Source organism: Calothrix sp. PCC 6303 (genome assembly GCF_000317435.1).
In the GTDB taxonomy this organism is placed as follows: domain Bacteria; phylum Cyanobacteriota; class Cyanobacteriia; order Cyanobacteriales; family Nostocaceae; genus PCC-6303.
The window spans coordinates 737880-760402 of sequence record NC_019751.1; the positions used below are offsets into that span (position 1 = coordinate 737880).

At 39.8% G+C, this 22523-nt stretch carries 13 protein-coding genes and 1 riboswitch; of the genes, 8 read left to right on the plus strand and 5 right to left on the minus strand.

The genetic code is table 11. The features are described from left to right. Nucleotides 1-120 precede the first annotated feature (120 nt). Nucleotides 121-217, plus strand: a riboswitch (TPP riboswitch). A gap of 10 nt (nucleotides 218-227) precedes the next feature. After that, nucleotides 228-1607, plus strand: coding sequence for a phosphomethylpyrimidine synthase (gene thiC, locus CAL6303_RS03055; RefSeq protein WP_015196357.1), 1380 nt, complete (start codon nucleotides 228-230; stop codon nucleotides 1605-1607). Nucleotides 1608-2135: 528 nt separating this feature from the next. Here thiC and CAL6303_RS03060 read toward each other — a convergent pair. Continuing rightward, nucleotides 2136-7883 carry a translocation/assembly module TamB domain-containing protein gene (locus CAL6303_RS03060; RefSeq protein ID WP_015196358.1) on the minus strand — a complete coding sequence of 1916 codons (5748 nt, stop codon included), beginning with the start codon at nucleotides 7881-7883 and terminating at the stop codon, nucleotides 2136-2138. A 216-nt stretch (nucleotides 7884-8099) separates the two neighbouring features. Here CAL6303_RS03060 and CAL6303_RS03065 point away from each other — a divergent pair, with 216 nt between their 5' ends. Together CAL6303_RS03065 and CAL6303_RS03070 are read left to right on the plus strand one after the other, a co-directional pair. Next, nucleotides 8100-9257 (plus strand): cysteine desulfurase family protein, encoded by a 1158-nt coding sequence (locus CAL6303_RS03065; RefSeq protein ID WP_015196359.1) that lies wholly within the window; start codon nucleotides 8100-8102, stop codon nucleotides 9255-9257. Between the two features lie 170 nt (nucleotides 9258-9427). Then, nucleotides 9428-10372 (plus strand): glycosyltransferase family 2 protein, encoded by a 945-nt coding sequence (locus tag CAL6303_RS03070; RefSeq protein ID WP_015196360.1) that lies wholly within the window; start codon nucleotides 9428-9430, stop codon nucleotides 10370-10372. Nucleotides 10373-10442: 70 nt separating this feature from the next. Here CAL6303_RS03070 and CAL6303_RS03075 read toward each other — a convergent pair whose 3' ends face one another. Together CAL6303_RS03075 and CAL6303_RS03080 are read right to left on the minus strand one after the other, a co-directional pair. Then, entirely contained in the window at nucleotides 10443-12791 is a 2349-nt protein-coding gene (locus CAL6303_RS03075; protein ID WP_041740228.1) for an adenylate/guanylate cyclase domain-containing protein, read from the minus strand. Nucleotides 12792-13128: 337 nt separating this feature from the next. Continuing rightward, complete coding sequence (locus tag CAL6303_RS03080; protein WP_015196362.1) at nucleotides 13129-13902, minus strand: pentapeptide repeat-containing protein; 774 nt, start codon at nucleotides 13900-13902, stop codon at nucleotides 13129-13131. 533 nt (nucleotides 13903-14435) lie between these two features. Between CAL6303_RS03080 and CAL6303_RS03085 the strand changes: the two genes are divergently transcribed. Beyond that, nucleotides 14436-15734 carry a glycosyltransferase gene (locus tag CAL6303_RS03085; protein ID WP_015196364.1) on the plus strand — a complete coding sequence of 433 codons (1299 nt, stop codon included), beginning with the start codon at nucleotides 14436-14438 and terminating at the stop codon, nucleotides 15732-15734. A gap of 266 nt (nucleotides 15735-16000) precedes the next feature. On the opposite strand, the gene CAL6303_RS03090 is transcribed toward CAL6303_RS03085, so the two are convergent. Both CAL6303_RS03090 and CAL6303_RS03095 read right to left on the minus strand, forming a co-directional pair. Continuing rightward, nucleotides 16001-16540: a pentapeptide repeat-containing protein gene (locus CAL6303_RS03090; RefSeq protein WP_015196365.1), complete on the minus strand. Its 540-nt coding sequence runs from the start codon at nucleotides 16538-16540 to the stop codon at nucleotides 16001-16003. A gap of 133 nt (nucleotides 16541-16673) precedes the next feature. Further along, entirely contained in the window at nucleotides 16674-19007 is a 2334-nt protein-coding gene (locus CAL6303_RS03095; protein ID WP_015196366.1) for an ATP-dependent helicase, read from the minus strand. A gap of 149 nt (nucleotides 19008-19156) precedes the next feature. Here CAL6303_RS03095 and CAL6303_RS03100 point away from each other — a divergent pair, with 149 nt between their 5' ends. The 4 genes from CAL6303_RS03100 to CAL6303_RS31360 all read left to right on the plus strand — a co-directional run bounded on the left by CAL6303_RS03100 (nucleotide 19157) and on the right by CAL6303_RS31360 (nucleotide 22501). Further along, nucleotides 19157-19726, plus strand: a complete 570-nt coding sequence (locus CAL6303_RS03100) for a Uma2 family endonuclease (RefSeq protein WP_015196367.1) — start codon at nucleotides 19157-19159, stop codon at nucleotides 19724-19726. Next, nucleotides 19727-21415 carry a glycosyltransferase family 39 protein gene (locus CAL6303_RS03105; RefSeq protein ID WP_015196368.1) on the plus strand — a complete coding sequence of 563 codons (1689 nt, stop codon included), beginning with the start codon at nucleotides 19727-19729 and terminating at the stop codon, nucleotides 21413-21415. 66 nt (nucleotides 21416-21481) lie between these two features. Continuing rightward, the gene (gene nadC / locus CAL6303_RS03110; RefSeq protein ID WP_015196369.1) at nucleotides 21482-22348 is read left to right on the plus strand and encodes a carboxylating nicotinate-nucleotide diphosphorylase; all 867 of its coding nucleotides are present in this window, start codon (nucleotides 21482-21484) and stop codon (nucleotides 22346-22348) included. A 24-nt stretch (nucleotides 22349-22372) separates the two neighbouring features. Continuing rightward, complete coding sequence (locus CAL6303_RS31360; RefSeq protein WP_255348444.1) at nucleotides 22373-22501, plus strand: hypothetical protein; 129 nt, start codon at nucleotides 22373-22375, stop codon at nucleotides 22499-22501. Nucleotides 22502-22523: the final 22 nt, after the last annotated feature.

Here is a 22523-nt window from a genome sequence, read left to right on the forward strand (position 1 = left end):
CTACCGAGTTTTAACTTCCATGTTGAGTATGTATACTTATCTAACAGATCCCAAACAAATATCAAGATTCGTATCGCCCACCCATAACCAATTGATAACTTTATAAAAAATCTGCACAATGGAAATTGCTAGGGGTGCCTGTAAAATCGGGCTGAGAATACACCCTTAACACCTGAGACTGGGTAATACCAGCGTAGGGAAGCCATTTATAAAGGAAATTTATAACTATGCGGACAGAATGGATCGCTAAACGTCGCGGACAAGCTAATGTCACCCAAATGCATTATGCTCGTCAAGGTGTCATTACTGAAGAAATGCACTATGTGGCGACGCGGGAAAATCTTCCAGCTGATTTAATTCGTGACGAAGTTGCACGGGGAAGAATGATCATCCCTGCCAATATAAATCACGCTAATTTGGAACCAATGGCGATTGGTATTGCCTCCAGATGCAAAGTCAATGCGAATATCGGCGCTTCTCCCAACTCATCAGATATCAATGAGGAGATTGCGAAGCTGCAACTCTCAGTCAAATATGGTGCTGATACCGTTATGGATTTATCCACAGGTGGCGGTAATTTAGATGAAATTCGTACAGCCATTATTAATGCTTCCCCTGTTCCCATCGGTACAGTGCCAATTTACCAAGCTTTAGAAAGTGTTCACGGCAATATTGAAAATCTTACTGCTGATGACTTTCTCCACATCATCGAAAAACATGCTCAACAGGGGGTAGACTATCAAACTATCCACGCGGGAATTTTAATCGAACATTTGCCTTTAGTTAGAAATCGAATTACAGGTATTGTTTCCCGTGGTGGTGGTATTTTGGCGCGGTGGATGTTGCATCATCATAAACAAAATCCCCTCTTTACCCACTTCAATGACATTATTGAGATTTTTAAAAGATACGATGTTTCTTTTAGTTTAGGTGATTCTTTGCGTCCTGGTTGTACCCATGATGCATCGGATGAAGCTCAACTAGCTGAACTGAAAACCCTGGGAAATCTTACCCGCAAAGCTTGGGAACATAATGTTCAAGTTATGGTGGAAGGTCCCGGACATGTGCCGATGGATCAAATTGAGTTTAATGTTAGAAAGCAGATGGAAGAGTGTTCTGAAGCTCCTTTCTACGTGTTAGGACCTTTGGTGACAGATATTGCCCCTGGTTATGACCATATTACCTCGGCGATTGGTGCCGCTATGGCAGGATGGTACGGTACTGCAATGTTGTGTTATGTCACACCAAAAGAACACTTGGGATTGCCCAATGCTGAAGATGTGCGAAATGGCTTAATAGCTTATAAAATCGCGGCACATGCCGCAGATATCGCCCGTCATCGTCCTGGTGCTAGAGATCGAGATGATGAATTGTCCCGTGCTAGATATAACTTCGATTGGAATCGTCAATTTGAATTGTCGTTAGATCCAGAACGTGCTAAAGAATACCATGATGAGACTTTACCCGCAGATATTTATAAAACTGCTGAATTCTGTTCTATGTGTGGTCCTAAATTCTGCCCAATGCAAACTAAAGTTGATGCAGATGCATTAACGGAGTTGGAGAAATTTTTGGCTAAAGAGAAGGAAGTTGTAGCTAAAGGTTAATTAATGTTTATGAGGGACTTCCAATTAATTAAATAATTGCACAACTTTCTATTGTGGAAGAGCCATCCGAATTTTTTCGGGCAAGACTTCGGCGTGAGCGCTCAGTCCTTACCTCCGGTACACTTCGTTCCGACAGGCTCAGGAACCATCGAACGCTGCCCAAACCACAGGATATTTTATTTTCTGGAAGTCCCTAAGTAGATAATTATTCTTGGGATAAGGCAGGGGGAAAAAGAGTTTGAGCCTTATATTAAGTAGTTAAACAAAATTAATTACACAACATTCAGGCATGAAACCCTTGTTCAGACTAGATCCTTATGTGTAAATAATTCTGCGCGATTACTTACTTTTTATCAAGAGTAGGGGGTTTAATACCCCGATGCCTACGGGTCGCCAGTTTTGAGTTGGGGCGGCAGCTTGCTACTTGCAGAAGCCACTCCGTGTCTACCCGTAGGGTATCCCCATCTCAAAACCCCCTTCTTCCTTCTTCAACTGTTCCCTGTTCCCTGTTCCCTTTTAGACAATTTTTTAAAATCTCCTTTCAAATTCGATCACTGCTCGATTATCATCGAAGAAATTTGTTGAGGCTCGGAAGCGATATTCATTATTAATTTTGTAATTGATACCCCATTGCAGTGGATCACTAGCCGTGAGTATTTTGAGCGCAGAAACTGATACTTTCCGAGAAATATCAACACCCGCTTCAGCTGCTAGTTCTAAACTAGAGAAGTTTCTTCCAGCTTCGGGATCTTCAGATATAACGGTAGGAAAAAGCCGAAAATCGCTCAAACCGAATGCTGTACCAATTTGATTAAAGGTATTTTGAAAGTTATTAAAAACCGCAGAACCTGCAATATTAATTAGCCCTAATGTGCTGCCAGCACCCTGTCCTTGGGTATCTACAAATCCACCCCCAAGTAAGGCTACAAGTTCAGTTTGACTGCGGTTGGGGGTGCTACGAAGTTCGAGGTTTTCGTTGAGTTGACTTGCTAAACCTTGAATTTCAGCTTCTACTTGGACACTTTCTAATGCTCCTAATCCAGAGTTACCATTGCGGGTAAAGTCACTACTTTGGACAACATCGAGAACTTTGGCGAATAACTTAATATCTAATTGTGGATCGCGGGGTTGATTTTTGCGAAAGTCAGCTTTGTGTTCATAATCGCGTACCAAATTAAATTGGGTGGTGAATAGATTAACCCCACCTTCCCTGAGTCTAATGACACCTTCAGGAATTGGATCTGTAAAGGATCCTGTAAGATTCAGGCTTCCGGTAGCGGTGAAGTTTAAAATTGGGGCACGGGTGATTTTAACATTTTTCCCCAATGTTAATTTGAGGTTGTTGAATCGCGTGGGTATGTTGGAACTTTCTGTTTCAGTAGAGGGATTATTTTCGGAATTATTAGGTGTATCTGTATTGCTACTAGTAGATGTGGTGGTTTTAGTAGATTCAGATAACAATACTTGACCATTATTCAAGCGAATACTACCACCAATTAAAGGATCGAGGGCAGAACCTGTAATTTGCAAGCTACCACTAACCCCGCCTTGATATAAACTTTTGAGGTTGAGAGCTAAACGATCAAAGTTAACAGTAAGGGGATTTTCCAGTGGCGAAGGACTCGCGTCATCTAAGTTACGTGTACCGATGTTACTAATGGGAATTTCTCCGAAGGCTTCGATTCTTCCCTGACTAAATCTACCTTGGAGGTTATCAACTGTGATGCGATCGAGATTGAATTTAGCTTGACCTGTAACGTCTGTCAATTTTCCGGGAAGTGCAAGGGCTGAAAATGTCGCTCCTCCAAGACTTGCAGTACCTTTGAGGGTCGGTTCTTTAACGGTTCCCCGCACCATTAAATCTACTTCTCCCTTTCCGCTTTCAAATGCTAACTGGTTTGTGAACAGATTAATTACCGATAATCCTTGATTTTTGACTTTAACGTCAAGATTAATTTGATTACTGGTGGGGATATTCATGGCAAAAGGTAACGGGTAGAACAAGCTACCATTGATTGTTACTGGTTCGGAACCTGCAACAACATTAATATCACTACCAAAATTTAAGCTTCCGTTATTATAGCTAAAACTAGCATTTGCAGATTCAATTCCTTTGGCATTCAGCGCACCTTCACTAATTCTGAGTTCACCTTTTGCTTGGGGATTAGTCACGTTACCTGCAATGGCAGCTGTTCCGCTGAGATTCCCAGATAGCCCTACTGGTAGTTTGACAAAGTTATTTAGGATTTTGACGGGAAAGTTGTTAACTCTCAATTGTCCTGATTGTTCCTTAGCACCAAGACTACCTGTAAAGGCAAATAGACGATCATTTGACTCTACACGTAGTGGTAATAATGTCAATACTCCATTTTCTAGTTTGCCTTCGGCGATAATTCTTTGAGCTTGGTAGTAGCGTTCTGGTTCGTCTTGACGACCCCAAGCAAAGTCTTGACCATTGACTTGGAATTGTAGAGCCAAGCCACTGGAACTATTGGTATCTAATAATACTTCACCGTTGAAGGTTCCTTTTAAGTCTGCCAGTTCCGGAATTGGAGATGCATTGCTTCGCTGTTGTTGTTGATTTTCTACTAATGCTTGAATTTCGGAGATGCGTTGTAGCTGTGATAACACTGATTGAGTTGGTAAACCCACAGGTTGGGTTTTTGCTAAGTCTGCGACGGTACCATATTCAGGTTCTTTGAGAATATTAGCAAAATCTGTAATTTCAAACACCTGTAGGGTGGTGAGAATATCTTGGATATTACCTTGAGTTGCGGTGATTTTGCCTTGAATTTTGGGTTGTGGGGAAGCGGGGGTGAAAGTACCAGCTAAGGTATAACGGCTATTTCCTTTGATAAAACTGCTATTTTCGAGGATGAGATTACCATTGCTATAGTTTAAAATAGCTGTGAGATTGTTACCTTTAATATTACCTAGAGTTGGTTGCGCGATCGCTATATTCCCAGAAGTATCTAAATTCTGTTTGTTAACCAGCAAGTCGCCTGTAAATATACCACCGACACCACCTTTACCTGTAAATCGATTTTGAGGTGCAGTTAGATTCAAAGCAGTTAGAGGGAAATTATTTACTTTAACTGCTAAATTTTGTCCCTGGGTTGTTCCTGTGGCTGTAGCTTGTTGCCACTTCACGTTAAAATCTTGAGGACGGTTATTTGCATCTAAATTTAAAGCAATCCGGTCTTGTTTCCCAAGAAGATTCAATTTTAAACCACTTCCCTGCACCGACTGAATATTTCCAATTAGTAATGGTTCAAATTTCAACTTATTTACATCCAAATTCCGGATTCCGACTTTTCCTTGAAGATTGGGTGTAGGTAAAGTTCCAGTAATTTGACCATTAAATTCAGCATTTCCAGCTAGTGTTAATGTGCTGGGTAATTTAGTTGGTAAATTTTTCAGGTTGTAATTTTTGGCAACAACATTCAAATTTAACCCCGTAATTTCCGGTACTTCTGATCCTTTAGCATTCACAGTTACATAACCATTTGCGGTTACATCCCGTGAAGTGGCTTGATCTATCAATAGTCTCTCACCATTCCAACCGATACTTGCTGTTAGAGGTTGCTCAATTCCTGCCAATCCCCGCGATAATTGTACCTGACCAACTGCTGCCAAATTTTCTAACGGTGCGGAGTTTTCCGAATCTAAGACTCCTGAAACCTGCAATTGACTGCCAAACTGTCCTGTTAACTCACTATTAATCCGACTTAATTCTACTCCCCGTGCATTCACTAATGCTTGATAACGCCCATCATTTAGTTGAATTTTTGTTGCATTAACGGTTCCTCCAGCAACATTTAATTGTGCATCTCCATTAAGTTGGATATCTTCTGGCTTGAAGGATTCAACATTGCCTGCAACATTAAAAAGACCATTTAAACCACCATTTATTTGAGGTGGAATTTTTCCTGTTATGAATTGTTGCAATGGAACATTATTGGCTTGAATTTTAGCTTGATAATTTCCATCTTTTAGAGATATATTCGCCGCATTGAAAACACCATTGCCAACATTTAAACGTCCTTGCCCAGTAGCTTGAATATTCGGTAACTCGAAGGAATCAACTGTACCTTGAACTTGGAAATTACCAGTTACTTTTCCTTGAACTTGTTCGGGGACTGTGGCTAATTCTTGCACATCGGAATTGTTGACTCGTAGCTGTGCTTGATAATTTCCCTGCGCCAATTGGATCTTATTTACTGCAACTGTCCCACCACCAACATTTAGGAGGGCATCACCAGTACCTTGAATAGTTTTTAAAGTTAAATTATCCAGGTTTCCTGCCACGACAAATGTTCCTGCTAAAGGATTTTGTAAAACAGGTGCTGACTCCTTTAAAACTCTGGATAATCTGACGTTATTAGCAACTAGTTGAGTCACAAAATTTTGTTGATTCAACTTAAAATTAGCAACATTTACCCGACCACCACCTAAATCAACCCCAGCATTGATAGAACTAATTCCATCAATTTTAAATGGGGCTGTACTCCCTGATGCTAATAAGCGACCATTAAATTCTGCCCCTTTTAAGATTAAATTTTCAGCTTGTTTTTTATCGACAAATTGCTCAATCCCAATTCCAGAAGTATCAGCGGTAATTTGCCATTTTTCATTGATCCAAGTTCCTGCTGCTTTAACTTTGCCACCTGCAACAGTGAGTAATGTATTGCGAAAATCAACCCGACGATTGGGATTAATTATGACTTCACCCGTACCAGGATAAGCAGCTTCCGGTGCTTGCCACCTTACCAAAGTTTGTACCTGTTCCGATGCACCAGCTAATCGCGCTGTTGCAGCTAGGGTACCAATTGCGAATCCCGGCTTGATATCATAACTTTTGGCTAAAGCATCTCCCGGTACATTCTGGGCAAGCAAATTAAAATCTATCCCTGGATTTTCTCCAACCCTCACCACTCCAGAACCTGTTACCTCACCACCCACAACGGGTTTACCCTGAATATCCCGAAAGCTAATTAAAAAATCGCGGGTGACATATTCAAACTTGGCAACAACATTACTAAAATCAACCTTATCGATTTTGGCAGGTTTGGTTGTGGCGATATTTCCCGAAAGTATGGGTGCTTCCAGTTCTCCAGTGACAAATAAATCTCCCCGCAACTCACCGCTAACTGGTAATGGTAATTTCAGCTTTAAAGTTTCTTGGGTATTTGCCACACTGACGGAATTTACCTTACCTGCCAACTTAAAGCCAGTTTTGCGATCGATGGTACCATTAGCTATTAAGGGTATTTTTCCATAATTCCCCGTCGCATTTTCAAACTTGATTTCCGTATCGTCAAATTTGAGTTTACCTTGGGTTTTAGTAAATAATTGAGGTAATCGTGCCACCTGTACCCGGATATTTTTGGCTGTGACATCTCCAAATAACTTCGCTGGTTCATCCCTAGCTAATTGAACTTTGATATCACCTGTGACTTGTCCTGCCTGTAAATCTACTGGTAGCTTGACGATACGTGTCACATTTGGTGCCATTAAATCGTCGGCTTGAATTTCTAAATTATGGGTTTTAGTTTTGGGACGACTTTCTCCCCGTAGAAAAATACTACCTCCATCCCCAGGTTTACCCCCCACCTCATATTTAATAAGTTGGTTTTTCTCCAATAATTGAGCGGTTCCATTGACTTGGGAAACACTAATTGGGGTATTGGGGACAGTGGGAATTAGATAAGCAATATTACTTTTTTGGGTTGAATTTGTTGTAATTTGACCCCGAAATGGCTGTAATGTGAGCTTGCCATTACGAAAACGCAAATTATCTAGTTCCGTCTTAATTGCTTTACCCTTACCGCCAGCAGATATAGTGGTGCTAACCCAAAGTCCATTACTATCTTGTTCTATATAAACATCTGGATTGACCAAAGTCACATCTAATTTTAAGCGACGTTGGAAAATTAAACTCCATAAATCAAAGCCGACATCAACACCTGCCACTGTCGCTGAATCGGGGTCGGTTGCGGTTTTAGGAATCGAGGAACCTCCGAAACTAACCCCAAATAGTGAAACGTTCTTGAGTTTACCCAGCTTCACTGGACGATTGAGAGAAGTAGAAATACCTTCTTCAGCTAGTGGTGTTAGGTCTTTGTTGACAAAATTCCATAGCCACCAAGACCCCCCCACAATGCCAATGGTTAACAGCCCTGCAAAGGCGATACCACCTCGACTAAGCAGCATTAACAATAGTCTTTGACGATGAGAAGGTTGGGAGTTACGGTCTTGGTTGGGAGAATTAGTCATAAAATCTCACGATGTGACTCACCAGAGGTAATAGCGCTTTGCTAAATTCAAGGTGCAATCTAACTTACACAAGGATAACGGAAAATTAGTGTTTTGGGCTGACAATTGTTTGCACCACATGAGTTAGGTGCTGGAGTATTTAAGCGATCGCATAGTTCAACGACTCTACTTAATTTAGCTTAAAATAATTGCGGACTCTCTACTTTGCAATTTCCTATGCACCGTCCCATCTACCTCGATAATCATGCCACAACACCTGTCGATCGTCGTGTGGTTGATGCTATGCTGCCTTACTTTTATGAACACTTTGGCAATCCATCCAGTGTTAATCATCAATATGGATGGGAAGCAGAAGCAGCGGTAAAGCAAGTGAGGGAAGTCTTAGCAACAGCGATTAATGCTAGTCCAGAAGAAATTATTTTTACCAGTGGTGCAACTGAGGCAAATAATTTAGCAATTAAGGGTGTTGCCGAAGCTTATTTTGCTAAAGGTCAGCATATTATTACTGTGGTGACAGAACATAATGCTGTAATTGATCCCTGTAAATATTTGGAAACTTTAGGTTTTGAAGTTACATTTTTACCAGTTGACAAAGATGGACTAATTAATTTAATTGAATTCAAAAAAGCTATCCGTAGTGATACTATTTTAGTTTCAATTATGGCTGCAAATAATGAAATTGGTGTTTTACAGCCTCTAGCAGAAATTGGTGAAATTTGCCGAGAACATGGAATTATTTTTCATAGCGATGCAGCACAAGCAATCGGGAAAATTCCTCTAGATGTTCAAAGCATGAAAATCGACTTAATGTCATTAACAGCACATAAAGTTTATGGTCCTAAAGGTATCGGTGCTTTGTATGTGAGACGACGCAACCCTAGAGTGAAGTTGACTGCACAGCAACATGGTGGTGGACATGAAAGGGGGATGCGTTCAGGAACTTTGTATACACCGCAAATAGTGGGATTTGGGAAAGCGGTGGAAATTGCTTTGGCAGAACAAGTTGTGGAAAATCAACGATTAAGGCAGTTACAACAAAGTTTGTGGGGAGTGATTTCTCAGTTAGAAGGAATTCACCTCAATGGACATCCAATACAACGGCTTTCGGGAAATTTAAATATTAGTGTTGAAGGGGTTAATGGGGCTGCTTTACTATTAGGATTACAATCAATAGTTGCCCTTTCTTCTGGTTCTGCTTGTTCCTCAACTAGTAGCAAATCTTCCCATGTGCTGCTTGCTTTGGGGCATTCTGAAAGCTTGGCTGATGCTTCTTTGAGAATTGGCATTGGACGCTTTAATACTGAGCTAGAAATTGACCAGGTTGGACAACAGATCGTCGAGACTATTGAAAGTTTGAGAAAATACTGTATTTGATGTAACAGAATTGATGTATCATTTCTATTGTTAATAAATATTATAAAAAGTGGGATAAAAATAAGAAAAAATCAAAGTTTTTTATCCCATAATTAATATCAATTAACCGGAAAAGCTGTATTTAATCTAGTAAGAAAGACTATTCCTGTAATGAGTCGTGACTAGATAATATGAATAAACTGCTGACAATCGCAATTCCTACATATAACTGTGCAGTTACACTAGATGAGCAACTGGGATGGTTGGCAAATGCGATCGCAGGTTATGAATCTGAGTGTGAAGTCTTGATTTCTGACAATGCATCTCAGGATAATACGCAGGCAGTTATTAAAAAATGGCAAGAAAATTTAAGCAATGTTGACTTTCGAGTTAACCAAAATCTAATTAATATCGGAGTGATGAAAAATATTGCTTACTGCCTCAAAAGTACCAGTAGTAAGTATGTTTGGGTAATTGGTGATGATGAAACAATTCAAACTAATGCTGTAAGTTATGTGATTCAAAATTTAAAAGCACATCCTGATTTATCACTACTTAGTCTCAATTATTCTCGATTTGACTTACCTAATAATAGAATAGTTAAGGGTCGTAATTTTGACATTGCTGAAGAAGAGTTAGTTGTGGATGGTAGAACATTTATAGAGAATAATATCTCAGAAAATATTTTTGGCTTAGGATTTATAAGCGCCCAAATATACCAAACTGAAGTTGTTCAATTAGCTTTAGAAATCTGGAAATCAAGCATTAATAACCTGGAAGGACAGATATATTGGGGTGCGTTTTGCGCTCTACAAGGAAGTATTAAATTTAGCCGTGATGTTTATTTAGTTTATACCTATGGGACTAATGCATTGGCAAATCAGAGGCTGTGGTTTCGGGTACGTTATGCCGATTTACCGATAGTTTATGCTAAATTGCGGGAAATTGGATACAGTCGAAATTTTTGTCGAGAATTAATTATTAAACACTTCACAACCAAAAATAATGCAAAGATGATTTTGGGTGCAATCAGAAGATGGCCCGTTTTGGGAGTTAAAACTGTGTCACTTTATTTGATTTTGGTGTGTGCTTCAATTGCATCAAGTATTTTAAGCCCGAAAGAAGTCAAAGTATAGTCTTGACAGTCCCCTATTCATGAGCAGGCTTCCGCCGTGAGCGTCAGCGTTCGACTGAGCGCTCACCCACCTATTTACCTTGAACACCAACTAATAAATAAGTCATCATTTTTCCCTTACCCTTAATTTCGATTTCACCACGCTGTTGCAGTTCAAATTTATCTTTCAATAAATTATATGTAACTTCTGTTACTTGAATTTGTCCAGGAATGCCTTGGGATTCCATTCTACTGGCTATATTGACCGTATCTCCCCAGAGGTCATAGGTAAACTTTTTAATTCCAATTACACCTGCCACTACAGAACCACTGTGGATACCAATGCGGATATTGAGGTTTTGTTGATTCTCTTGGTTGAATTGCGCGATCGCGTCTTGCATATCTAGCGCCATAAATGCGATAGCATCAGCATGATCCTGTCTTCGCATCGGTAAACCACCCACCACCATGTAAGCATCACCAATGGTTTTAATCTTTTCTAGGTTATAGCGATCGCATAACAGATCAAATGCTGAGAAAATCTGATTCAGGAGTTTAACTAGTTGAATTGCACTAACTTGGGATGCAATTTGAGTAAAACCAACTAAATCAGCAAATAACACCGAAACATCAGCATAATCTTCGGCAATGTTGCCAGGATATTGCTTCAACTGATTGGCAATCACTTCTGGTAAGATGTTTAGCAACAAACGTTCTGTTTGTTCTTGTTGCTGACGCAGGGCAATTTCTGCTGCGATGCGACTGGTAATATCTCGAAAAATTCCCCTGGTTGCCACTGGTTTCCCATCGACAAATCTACAACTAATATTTCCTTCCAAAACAACTTGGTTGCCATTTTTAGTCATTAAAACTGTTTGAATCTGCTCAAAACCATTCCCAGATAAAATTCTAGTAAAAGACTGTCGAGAACTACTACGATATTCAGGATGAATGATATCAATAATGTTGATATTTTCGATATCTGCTTGAGAATATCCCATGGTTTCATACCAAGCACGATTAGCATAAATGAATCGTCCGTAGGGATTTACCGAAATAATTAAATCATTGGCATTTTCAAATAAATCACGATATCTTTCTTCACTCGCTAAAAGTGCTTCTTCTGCATGTTTGCGTTTGATAAATTCAGCAATTTGGCTACCAACAGAAACCATCATCTGTAATAAGTCAATATCAGGTGGTTGAACCTCACGGCTAAAAAAAGTCATCACCCCAAAAATTTGGTTATCATCAAGGATGGGAAAACCAAATGCCGCGTGCAAATTACAGTTTGCTGCTAACTGGGAACGACTTTCATCATAGAGATTTTGGGTTACGTCTTCATCCTCGACAATATCACGCACCCACAAAGGTGAACCCATTAACCAAACTCTACCAGGTAAACCCATCCCCAAAGAATAGGTAGTTTGCCAGGTTAAAGCTTTAAATTCACGCACTGAGACAATACGAGAAGACCAAATTTCTACACATCGTAAAATTGGATCCACATAACTTGATTCTGATGGGATTGATATATATTCACTTGATGTCCAAAGTTCTCCCAAATCCCATCCCAAGCTTTCACAAACTATTCGCAAAATCTCTGGCATTGCCTGTTTAAGGGATTGAGATTCTGATAAAATCCGTGTAATTCCAAATTGGGTACAATTGCGTTGTTGTCTACGTTGTCTAGCTGTAATATCCCGACCGACATAAATAATATCTTCGGAAGTTTGATCTGCTTTGATGATGACAGAACAGGAGAAAGAAACTAGCAATTTTTCTCGATTTTTATTTTTACAAACAACTTCAACATTTTTTAAATATTCCTGAAATGCGCCAGGTCTTTGAATTGCTTGCTGTAAAAGTTGATTTTCATCAATGATTAAAGAAATCTTTTGGTTAACTAACTCTTCTTCCCTATATCCAAATAAATTAACTGCGGCTCGATTGATTTTTTTAATATATCCAGATTTTGTAGTTACTATCAATGCATCTCCCATTGAAGTAATAACTTTATCCATGTAGTTTTTATAGGAAGACAAAACACTAGATAGTAAACCCAATTCGTGATATTTTTGCATCACTTTTCTTTTGACTATGATCTTTTCTGTGATATCTTCAAATAAAACAGTCAGATAATTATCAGGTGTTTGATTTGTTATTGCTTGGTCACAAAAAATATATATATCAAGATATCTATCTGGTTTATCAATATAAGAGCGCTGAATTTCTTCTAATTCAAATAAATCTTGTTGTCCTTGTAAAATTGAGATTAAAATTTCTTCGATTCCCATCAATTCTGGGAAACTTAATCTTGCATCATTACCTATATGAAGTTCAGTTTGGGAATCTGCAAATAGATGGAGTTCATCTGACATTTCCACAATTAAAAAATCGCTATTTAACACCAAACGCTCAAATTTGCGTGTTTTTGTCATATGCTTGCCAAAAATGCGATTTAATACTTGATACTTCATTGGGCTACGACGGTAATAACTTCAATATAAAACCTGAATGCGAGAAAAAGGTAAAATAATCACACAAATATAACTAAGACAGCTACTGCCTTAGAATCGGATATCTATTATTTCGATCGACTATCGAACCTAGTTCTTTTCTGTCATAGAATTGAACTCGTAGCACCGCTGATGATTCTCTAACTAACTAAGTGTTCCAAAAATTGACTCAATATACAAGTCCCTAATCAAAAAATAATCTGAGAATTAATTATGCAGCTTCAGAGAGCGTCTAACGACGCTCAAGCTAAAAAATTGCTTAAAATGGCAAAAACTGCAATAAAACAGAGGCAACACCACTGAAGAAATCAAAAAAGCTGGGTTTCCCTGTGCTGACTTTACCTTCTTGGGGTGCTTTAAGTTCCATAATAAAAGCTTGAGTAGTCAGCTTTCCATTATCATTATTTTGACTGGTAAAAAGCTTTTCAGCGACTTGAGCATCTTGGAATGCACCGGAACGATCAAAAGTTTGGTAACGGGTGATACCACGAGCCAGGTATGCACCAGCATATTCTGGCTTGAGTGCGATCGCTTGATTAAAGTAATCCATAGCCTGCTGATGGTTTCCCTTATCAGCAGAATTTACTCCCAAAGCATAAAATTCCTCTGGTGTTGCTACTTGGGAAGGAATTCCCACTGCACCTTGGAAATTTGCCCCATTAATTGCCGAATTCGTTAATTGAGCATTATGCAGGTAAGCATTTCTCAAATCTGTACCCGCTAAATTTGCCCCGTCTAGCTTGGCACCACTGAGATTAGCACCAAACAAACTAGCACCAGTTAAGTTGGCACCACGTAAATCGGCACCTGTTAAATTAGCGCGGCTCAAATTGGCACCAGTCAAATTAGCACCACTTAAATTAGCCCCCACCAAATCAGCCATAACTAAGCCAGCACCGCTCAAATCACAGGCTTGGCAGTTCTTGTTAGCTAATAATTGTCGGAATTGTTCTGAATTAGCACCATAGGCAGTAGAAGCCATCAGAGTCATGGTACTGAAAAATGTAGCGGCAGCGATAACCTGGCTTTTCATAAAACGCGATCGCAATCTATATGTTTTAGTTGATACTCAACCTTAACTTATAAAAATACAGATACCAGTCAGCCAGATTCGCCAAAAAACGCTCTGATTCAAGATTTAGAGCTAATTTTTTATCTAATTTGCGGATTTTCCACTTTAGTCACCACAAAAAATGAATGTTGAGGAGATCTGACTTCATTCTGGTTTTGTCTGGGAGAAAACCCGTTAAAGTTGACAAATAAACTCAATGTAAATGTTAAACCAACCGCCAATATAAGCTTTTCCCACATAGCAAACCTCCACAGCAACCACAAGTAACTATTACTTATAATCTATCGCTGGTTTAATTTATAGTTTGTCTACATTCAACCTAAGTTATGGGTGGATATAACCTAGGTGATTGAAATCTCTGCAATTTGTGACATTCGTCACTCATAGCTATTTGATACGAATAAAATACTCTCACTTGAAGCTGAGTAGGATAGTGAGGTTAGGAACCAGAATTAACCTATACTGACCGATGTGCTCTATTAAAAATTCATAACATGTCTCATATTGGTATTCTTTGTCCTGGAGCAATTGGGCACCTCAACCCAATGTGTAACCTGGGAATTGAACTATTGCGTCGCGGACACAAAGTCACATTGTTTGGTGTACCAGAAGTCAAGGAAAAAATTGCTCAGTCCAACTTAGAGTTTTATGAAATCGGAGCTAGTGATTTTCCTATTGGTAGCATAGAAAACATGTATGCTCAACTGGGGAAATTAACCGGATTGGAAGGTTCTAAATTAGTCATCCAGTTTTTTAAAAAAGAAGCTGATATGTTGTTTCGTGAGGCTCCCAATGCTATCCGTAGCGCTGGAATAGAACTTCTGCTAGTAGATCAAGTTACTGGTGCAGGGGGAACCATCGCCGATTATCTTAACTTACCATTCATTACAATTTGCAACGCCTTACCTCTAAATCAAGAACCTGGTATTCCACCTTCCTTTACTCACTGGGAATATCAAAATATTTGGTGGGCTAAACTACGCAATCAATTAGGATATACTCTAATCAATTATCTAACCCAACCTATTTGGGATACGCTAGTTCAGCAAAGAAAAAAATGGCATTTGCCACCTCACCATACGCGAAGTGATTTATATTCGCAACTTGCCCAAATTGCTCAATTACCTCAGCAACTCGATTTTCCCCGCGAGAAAATCGTACCTTGGTTTCATTATGCAGGGCTTCTCAAAAACCCTTCAAATATAGAACCTGTATCCTTAAATAACCAGTCTTTCTCTTTTGAACATCTCAACGACAAGCCACTAATATACGCAAATTTAGGTACACTACAAAGCCATAATTGGCAAATTTTTCATCGCATTGCAGAATCTTGTTTAGATATTGACGCACAGTTAGTTATTTCCTTAGGAAATCCGAAAGCAGACCCCTCCAAGACCAATTTCCCTGGCAATCCACTTGTGGTTCCTTTCCCACCTCACCAAAAACTCATTGATCGTTCGGGGTTAGTGATCACTCATGCAGGTAGCACAGCGGTAAGTTGTTTAAGTAGTGGAGTTCCCATGGTTGCGATTCCGATTACTACCGATCAACCTGGTATGGCAGCAAGGGTTGCTCAAGCTGGTGCGGGTGAAGTTGTTTCTCTGAAAAAACTGAATGCTTCCAACTTAAAGTCGGCAATTAAACGAGTACTGGAAAATCCCACTTATCGAGATAATGCGGAGAAATTACGTTCTGCTATTCAGGATGCAGGAGGAGTAAACTATGCTACCGATGTTATCGAACAGGTGATACATACCAAAGCCCCTGTTTTACAGCTATTTTCAGTTAAATAGACCACATTGCAGGGGTTTAGCATTGCTAAACCCTTAAGGTTGATATGGTTTAAATAGGTGAAAACTGATGTAAATAGTCACCTGCATGATTCTGTTACAAATAATTTCTCATTTTCGTGATTACCAATTGACAGAACACGTAAACTAGATCGAGAGATGCGATAAATCGTGTCTCTATCTTATTAACTTTGTCGCTTTATTTTTGAGAATTACTATAAAGCAGCCTATGGCAACCACTTAAACTCTGCAACGGAACTTTGAAATACTCATCTTTGCAGCATAATTGCACCTGTGGTATTGGCACCATCTAACAACGCACCACTCAAATTTGCTCCTTTGAGATTTGCACCCCCAAGGTTTGCACCTCTTAAATCAGCACCACTCAAATTCGCATTTACTAAGTTCGCTTGAGTCAAGTTTGCCCCACCAAGATTTGCACCACTCAAATCAACACCACTCAAATTTCCCCGACTCAAATTTGCCCCACCTAATTGCGCTTTGCTTAAGTTCATTGTTTGGAAATTCCTACCTTGCCAGTTAACACCACCAAAGTTTTTCGGAGTATCAACTTTGGGGATAACTACTGTCGCAGATGTACTGCCTTCACTGGAAGATGTGACGGATGTTTCAACTGGTGCTGTGTCTGTGGGTATAGTAGATGTTTCTGATGTAGATATTTCAGACTTTATCGGGTTTTCCGCAGCTTTGAGAACTACATAAATCCCAACTCCAGCCAGACAAATTGCCCCAGTCAATATTGTGGTGAGGGTAATAAGCAATTTATGACGCTGATTTGAGTGGTGCATAAGCCCTACCCGAATATTTTTTTACACAGTCTTAGATAAATTGTCGCCGAATTAGTTTCCCGTTGTCTAGTATTTTTTATCAAGTCTGGATAAAGCAGTTTTTATATTGTTTGACTAATTAGCTAATAACTGTTTACTGATTTTTAACAACACATTGGGGAAATTGCCGTTTTAATGCCAAAAATACCGGACAAGCAGCTTGTTCTTGGAGATTTTCGGGTTTACTCCAGGTAAAAGGTGCTTTTTGTGCCGCAGACATCCACAGTAAGCGTTTTGCCCTGGTCATGGCAACATAGAGTAAACGGTATTCTTCAGCGGTTTTCAGGTATTTTGCTTGTTCCCAAGCTGCGGTAACATCTGGCACTGCTTCTTGGTGCAGTGCAGAACGAATTTGAGCGCGGGCAACTTCGGAAAGGGTAAAGTTTCCCAGGAATTGCCTTTGGGGAGGAACCCAGAATCTGCCGGGTATTAAATTTTCATGCAGAAAAGGTAGAAATACGTAATCCCAATCTAGCCCCTTGGCTTTGTGCATGGTGATAATTGTTAACTGCCCTTTCCCGGTGTAGCGGGCTTCGATATTTTCGGTTTCCACCGACTCAAAGCGCTCAGAACTAACGATTTCACTCAATATAACTAACATCCCACCCAGAGAATTATTGGTGGAGATTTGTATATTTACCCGCTCTGCTAGCTTGTCGGCTGTGGCAAGTTCTGCTTGGTCGTAGTTGAGGGTGAGGGCAAGAAAGGGTATGAGTTGATACAGTGGCAACTCTAAACGAGCGCGAAGTAAACTCCGACACAGGTGTGCAGCTTTTTCTACGTCTGCGGTTGGAGGTGCTGTGAGGGGACTGGGATAGAGGAAGTCTTCGGGGAGAGATGCTAAGGCGTTCAAATCTTGGGTTGGTATCAATTGGCGCTGTACCATGACTTGAAGGGCAGCTTTTAAGTAGTCTGGGGAGTGAGGGCGATCGCATAACTGGAGAAGTGCTAGTATTTCCTCAGGTACGTGGGAATGGCGATCGCGTTCTCCGGCATCGTACAGGATAATATTATTTTGTTTACAAATTGGGGCGAGTTTTTCGGCAAGGAAGCGTCCTTGACGGTTTTCCCTCACTAGGATTGCAGCGGAGATTTGGCTGGGTTCGGGTGTGAATAGTTCGATGATGCGTTGTGATAGTAATTCGACGGTGTGGTGGATGTCGCGGGGGGTATATAGTTCTAACCCTCTTCCCACATGTTCTGGATTCGCGTTGGGTTGGGGGTCTGTGGGGTCTACAGGGTGAATGATTTGGGGACGGAAGGGGGTGAGGAAGTTTTTCGGGTTATGTTCTGATTCTGGGTTGCCTTGGTAGCGGCTATTTACCCAATTTAAGGCGAAATTTGCCGCTTCGATGACGATTTTGGTACTGCGTCCAGCGACATCCATTGTCGCAAGTCGGTTGATGTTGCTACATTCTGAGCAAAATTCCCGAAAGTAGATGGGATCTGCGGGGGTAAAGGTGGAATTAATGGCTTGATTTGGATCGCCGACACGGATTAAGTTAATGTTGGGGTTGGGTGTCGCATCGGTGGCTAAGATTTCTAAGAGTTGGGTTTGTAAAGGGCTAGAATCTTGGGCTTCATCTTCAAAGACTGCAAATACTTGGTTTTGCTCGATTTTTCGGGCGGAAGGGTTATTCAGGACACGTAATGCTGCTAAAATCATGTCATCGTAATCGATGAAGTCCCTTAGCTGCATCAAGTTTTTATATTGTTCATACAATCCGGCGGCGATGCTGAGGATGCCGTACTCATCGTTGGTTTGATGGGTGAGTTTTCGTAGTTCCTGGGGGAATATTCCCGAACTTTTGGCTTCGTGAATAACTGTTGTGGCTAGTTCTGGTAGCACTTCGGTACGTAATACCGATTGTCTCCGTAATCTTTCGGTTTCTTCCCCATCAAATTGTGTTCCTTCCAAAAGTCTCAAATAGTCTTGGGGATGGGAAGATATCCAATTTTCCACAGCGGTGCGGATGAATCTGTGGCTTTGGTTGGGTGTAATTAAAGTGACGTTTTCTAGGTCTAAACCAGATAATTCGGGATGACGACTGGCAATATTTAAGGCTAATCCGTGGAGAGTTTGGACGATAAAGCCTGTTTGGGGTAGGGATAATTTCTTTAAATATTCACGAATCTTAATTTTAATATTAGCAGCCGCAGAACGGGTAAAAGTCACAACCACCAGTTGTCTGCGGTTATTTTTGAATCCATTTTCTGCTTGTTGGTATTGCCGCGCGATCGCTATTGCCGCAGCAGCCGCCATTCCTGTAGACTTGCCTGCACCGGGGACTGCGGATACTGCCAATTTTCCCGATTCCCAATCTGCCATTTTTTGCTGTCCCAATCGCAAACTGTCACGAATTCCGTTGATTGCCGAAGTTCGTGAAAATGTTGTTGGTGTGGGTGTGAGTGGTGGGGAATCAGGCATATATCTTAATTATACTCTGAGTGGTTAGCTATTAGCTCAACTCAGGTATTCTATAAGTCCAATTTTGAATGATTATTATCTGCTGACTGCGATGGTTTTGTTAGAATTACACTGCTAAACTTTTAACTAAAGGCACGAGGAAAGCTTTGATGAATACTGTTGTGCTAAATCTAGAACCGATTGTTCATTTAACCGATGATCAATTTTATCAATTGTGTATTGTCAATCATGACTTAAATCTGGAGATGAATGCAGCAGGAGAATTAATAATTATGCCACCAGTGGGAGGAGAAAGCGGAAATCAAGAAGCTGGATTGATCACTGATTTAGAAATTTGGAATCGTCAAGCTAAATTAGGGAAAGTTTTTAGTTCTTCAACTATCTTTATACTGCCTAATGGTGCAAAACGTTCTCCTGATGCTGCTTGGGTAAAATTGGAACGTTGGGAAGCTTTAACGTTAGAAGAAAGAAGAAAATTTCCGCCACTTGTACCCGACTTTTTGATTGAATTACGTTCCCAAACAGATCGACTGGCAACAATTCAAGAGAAAATGCAAGAATATATTAAAAATGGCTTAGGTTTGGGTTGGCTGATTAATCCTCAAGACAATCAAGTGGAAATTTATCGACTTTTTCAAGCTGTGGAAGTTGTGCAAATACCAACTATTATTTCTGGAGAAGATGTCTTACCAGGATTTGAGTTAAAATTCCCAAATTAGATGAATAAATCCTCTCTTCACTATATATATTTAACCGGAATAATTCTAGTTGCTGCAATTTTAAGGTTTTTAAATCTGGAACTCAAACCGCTGTGGATGGATGAAGTAATTACATCTATTTTTAGTTTGGGGAATAGCTATCGAGATTTACCGTTAGATTTCGTTTTCCCGTTGGTGAAATTGCCAGAGATTTTCACCTATCAACCAGAAACCACTTGTCTGCAAATTGCCGAAAATCTTGCTTCCCAATCTACCCATCCAGCTTTATTTTTTTGTGCAATGCATGGGTGGTTAGGGTGGTTAAATCCTTTAGGGGCAAGCTGGATATTCAACATGCGATCGCTTCCGGCAATTTTGGGTATCTGTACCGTTCCTGTTGTATATTACCTCAATCGGATCGCTTTTAATCCCCAAGCGGGAATTATTGCAGCTGCTTTGATGGCAGTATCACCTTTTGCGGTGTATCTGTCTCAGGAAGCGCGACATTACACGCTGCCAATGCTTTTGATCTGTTATGCTATCGCATTCTTGCTCAAACTACAGCATAACATCTTGCGGCAAGGTAAAATCCAAATTGGAACTTGGTTCACTTGGGTAATTATCAACATTCTCGGTTTATATGTCCATTATTTTTTCATCCTGGCTTTTATTTCCCAAGTTGCCACTTTAATTATTTTCATTTTTTGGCAAAGGAAAAGTATTTATCATCTCCAAAAATATATTTTATTCTTAATCGGCTCAGTTTCCCTAGTTATTCTGGCATTTATTCCCTGGATGACAATTCTCCTCACCCATTCTCGTCGCACTGAAACCGATTGGTTACGCACTCCAGAAAATATTGCCCCTGTTTATCAAACTTTAATTAGTTGGATTTTAATGGTAGTTTCTTTCCCTGTAGAGAATCAACCTTTATTTATCAAAGTAATTTCTGGTGTTTTGATGCTGTTATTTAGTATTTGGGTAGGTTTTCAGTTTTTTTCAGGTTTGAAGTTACTCTTAATTAACCCTCAAACTAAATTCCCGGCATTTACCTTACTAATTTTTACTTTAGGAGTTTTATTAGAATTTTTCATCATTATCTATACATTCCAAAAAGACATTACCATTGTTCCTCGCTACAGCTTTGTCTATTATTCCAGCTTCTGTGCTTTAATTGCTGGCAGCTTATTAATTAAACATCAAAAAAAATACTTTCCCTGGGTAATTATTTTAGTTGGGTTAATTAGTTGTCTTTGCGTAGTTTCAAATCTGAGTTTTCAAAAACCATTCGATCCTAGCTTCATTGCTACAAAAATCTCCCAAGAACCTGAAAAACCCCATCTTTTAGTTGTGAGTTATCGAGATTATCAAGATGTTGCTTTAGGATTGAGTTTCGCTGTGAGTTGGAAAGAAATAACAGAAAAAAAAGTAAATAGATCCTTTATAGATGTACCAAAAAACATGTTATTTATCTCTCAAAATCCAGATTTTCAAGTAGTTTGGCAAAAACTAGCAGCTTTACCCGAATTTTCAACTACCAAACTCAACTTTTGGATAGTGGGTTCAGGATTAAGACAACGGGATTTCCCTGCTAAAATTAAATTTGCCCAAACCCAAACCTGTTTCCAAGACAATCAACAATATTATCGTCGCGGTGTTCCTTTACAACTCTATCGTTGCGATATTCCCGAATTAGCGCAAAAGCTATAAACCCCGTAGAAAAAAGACATGTCGCGTCTGTATATATTATTCTATATCTAAACACATTCTCAAATTATGACCAAGCAAAAAGCTATATTACCTCCATCAATTATTTTAGATCCATTAATTCAATCTTGGTTATTAGAAGATATTGGTAGAGGTGACAGAACAACACAATCTTTACTATCAGCAAACTCCATCCCAAAGAAAGCAGAATGGATTGCCAAAGCACCAGGAGTAATTGCAGGTTTACCAATTGCAGCACGGGTATTTTACCTATTAAATAACCAAGTCACCTTTGCCCCACTCATTGCCGAAGGAGAAAATTGTCAACCTGGACAAATAATTGCCGAAATAGAAGGATCTTTGGATGCTTTGTTGATGGGGGAAAGAGTAGCGCTAAATTTAGTTATGGGTTTGAGTGGAATTTCTAGCTTGACTCAAAAATATGTAGAAAAAATCACCGATTTACCAGCCAAATTAGTAGATACCAGGAAAACTACACCAGGATTAAGGATATTAGAGAAATATGCAACCCAATTAGGAGGTGCCATTAATCACCGCATGGGATTAGACGATGCAGTGATGCTCAAAGATAATCATATTACAGCCGTAGGGGGAATAGGTGCCGCTATAGGGAAAGTGCGATCGCATATCCCGTATCCTTTAACTATAGAGGTGGAAACTGAATCTTTGGAACAGGTTCAAGAAGCTTTGGAACACCAAGCTGATATTATTATGCTGGATAATATGTCTGCCGCAATGATGGAAGTCGCTGTAAAAACCATTCGTGCAGCAAATAATCGGGTGAAAATCGAAGCTTCCGGAAACGTGACTTTGGAAACTATTCGCACTGTCGCCGAAACTGGTGTAGATTATATTTCTAGTAGCGCTCCCATTACACAATCTAAATGGTTAGATTTGAGTATGAAAATTCGCTAGGAACTCCAAGAAACCTGGTTCCCTGTGCAAACAAATCAACCCGCAACAACCTTATCTCCTAATGTCACCACAGAAATTAGGTTTTTCATGACTTCTCGTCTTCGAGAGAAACCCGGTTTTCATCATCAAATTCAAAATAGTGATGCTGAGTGATGGAAAAACCGGGTTTCTGAAA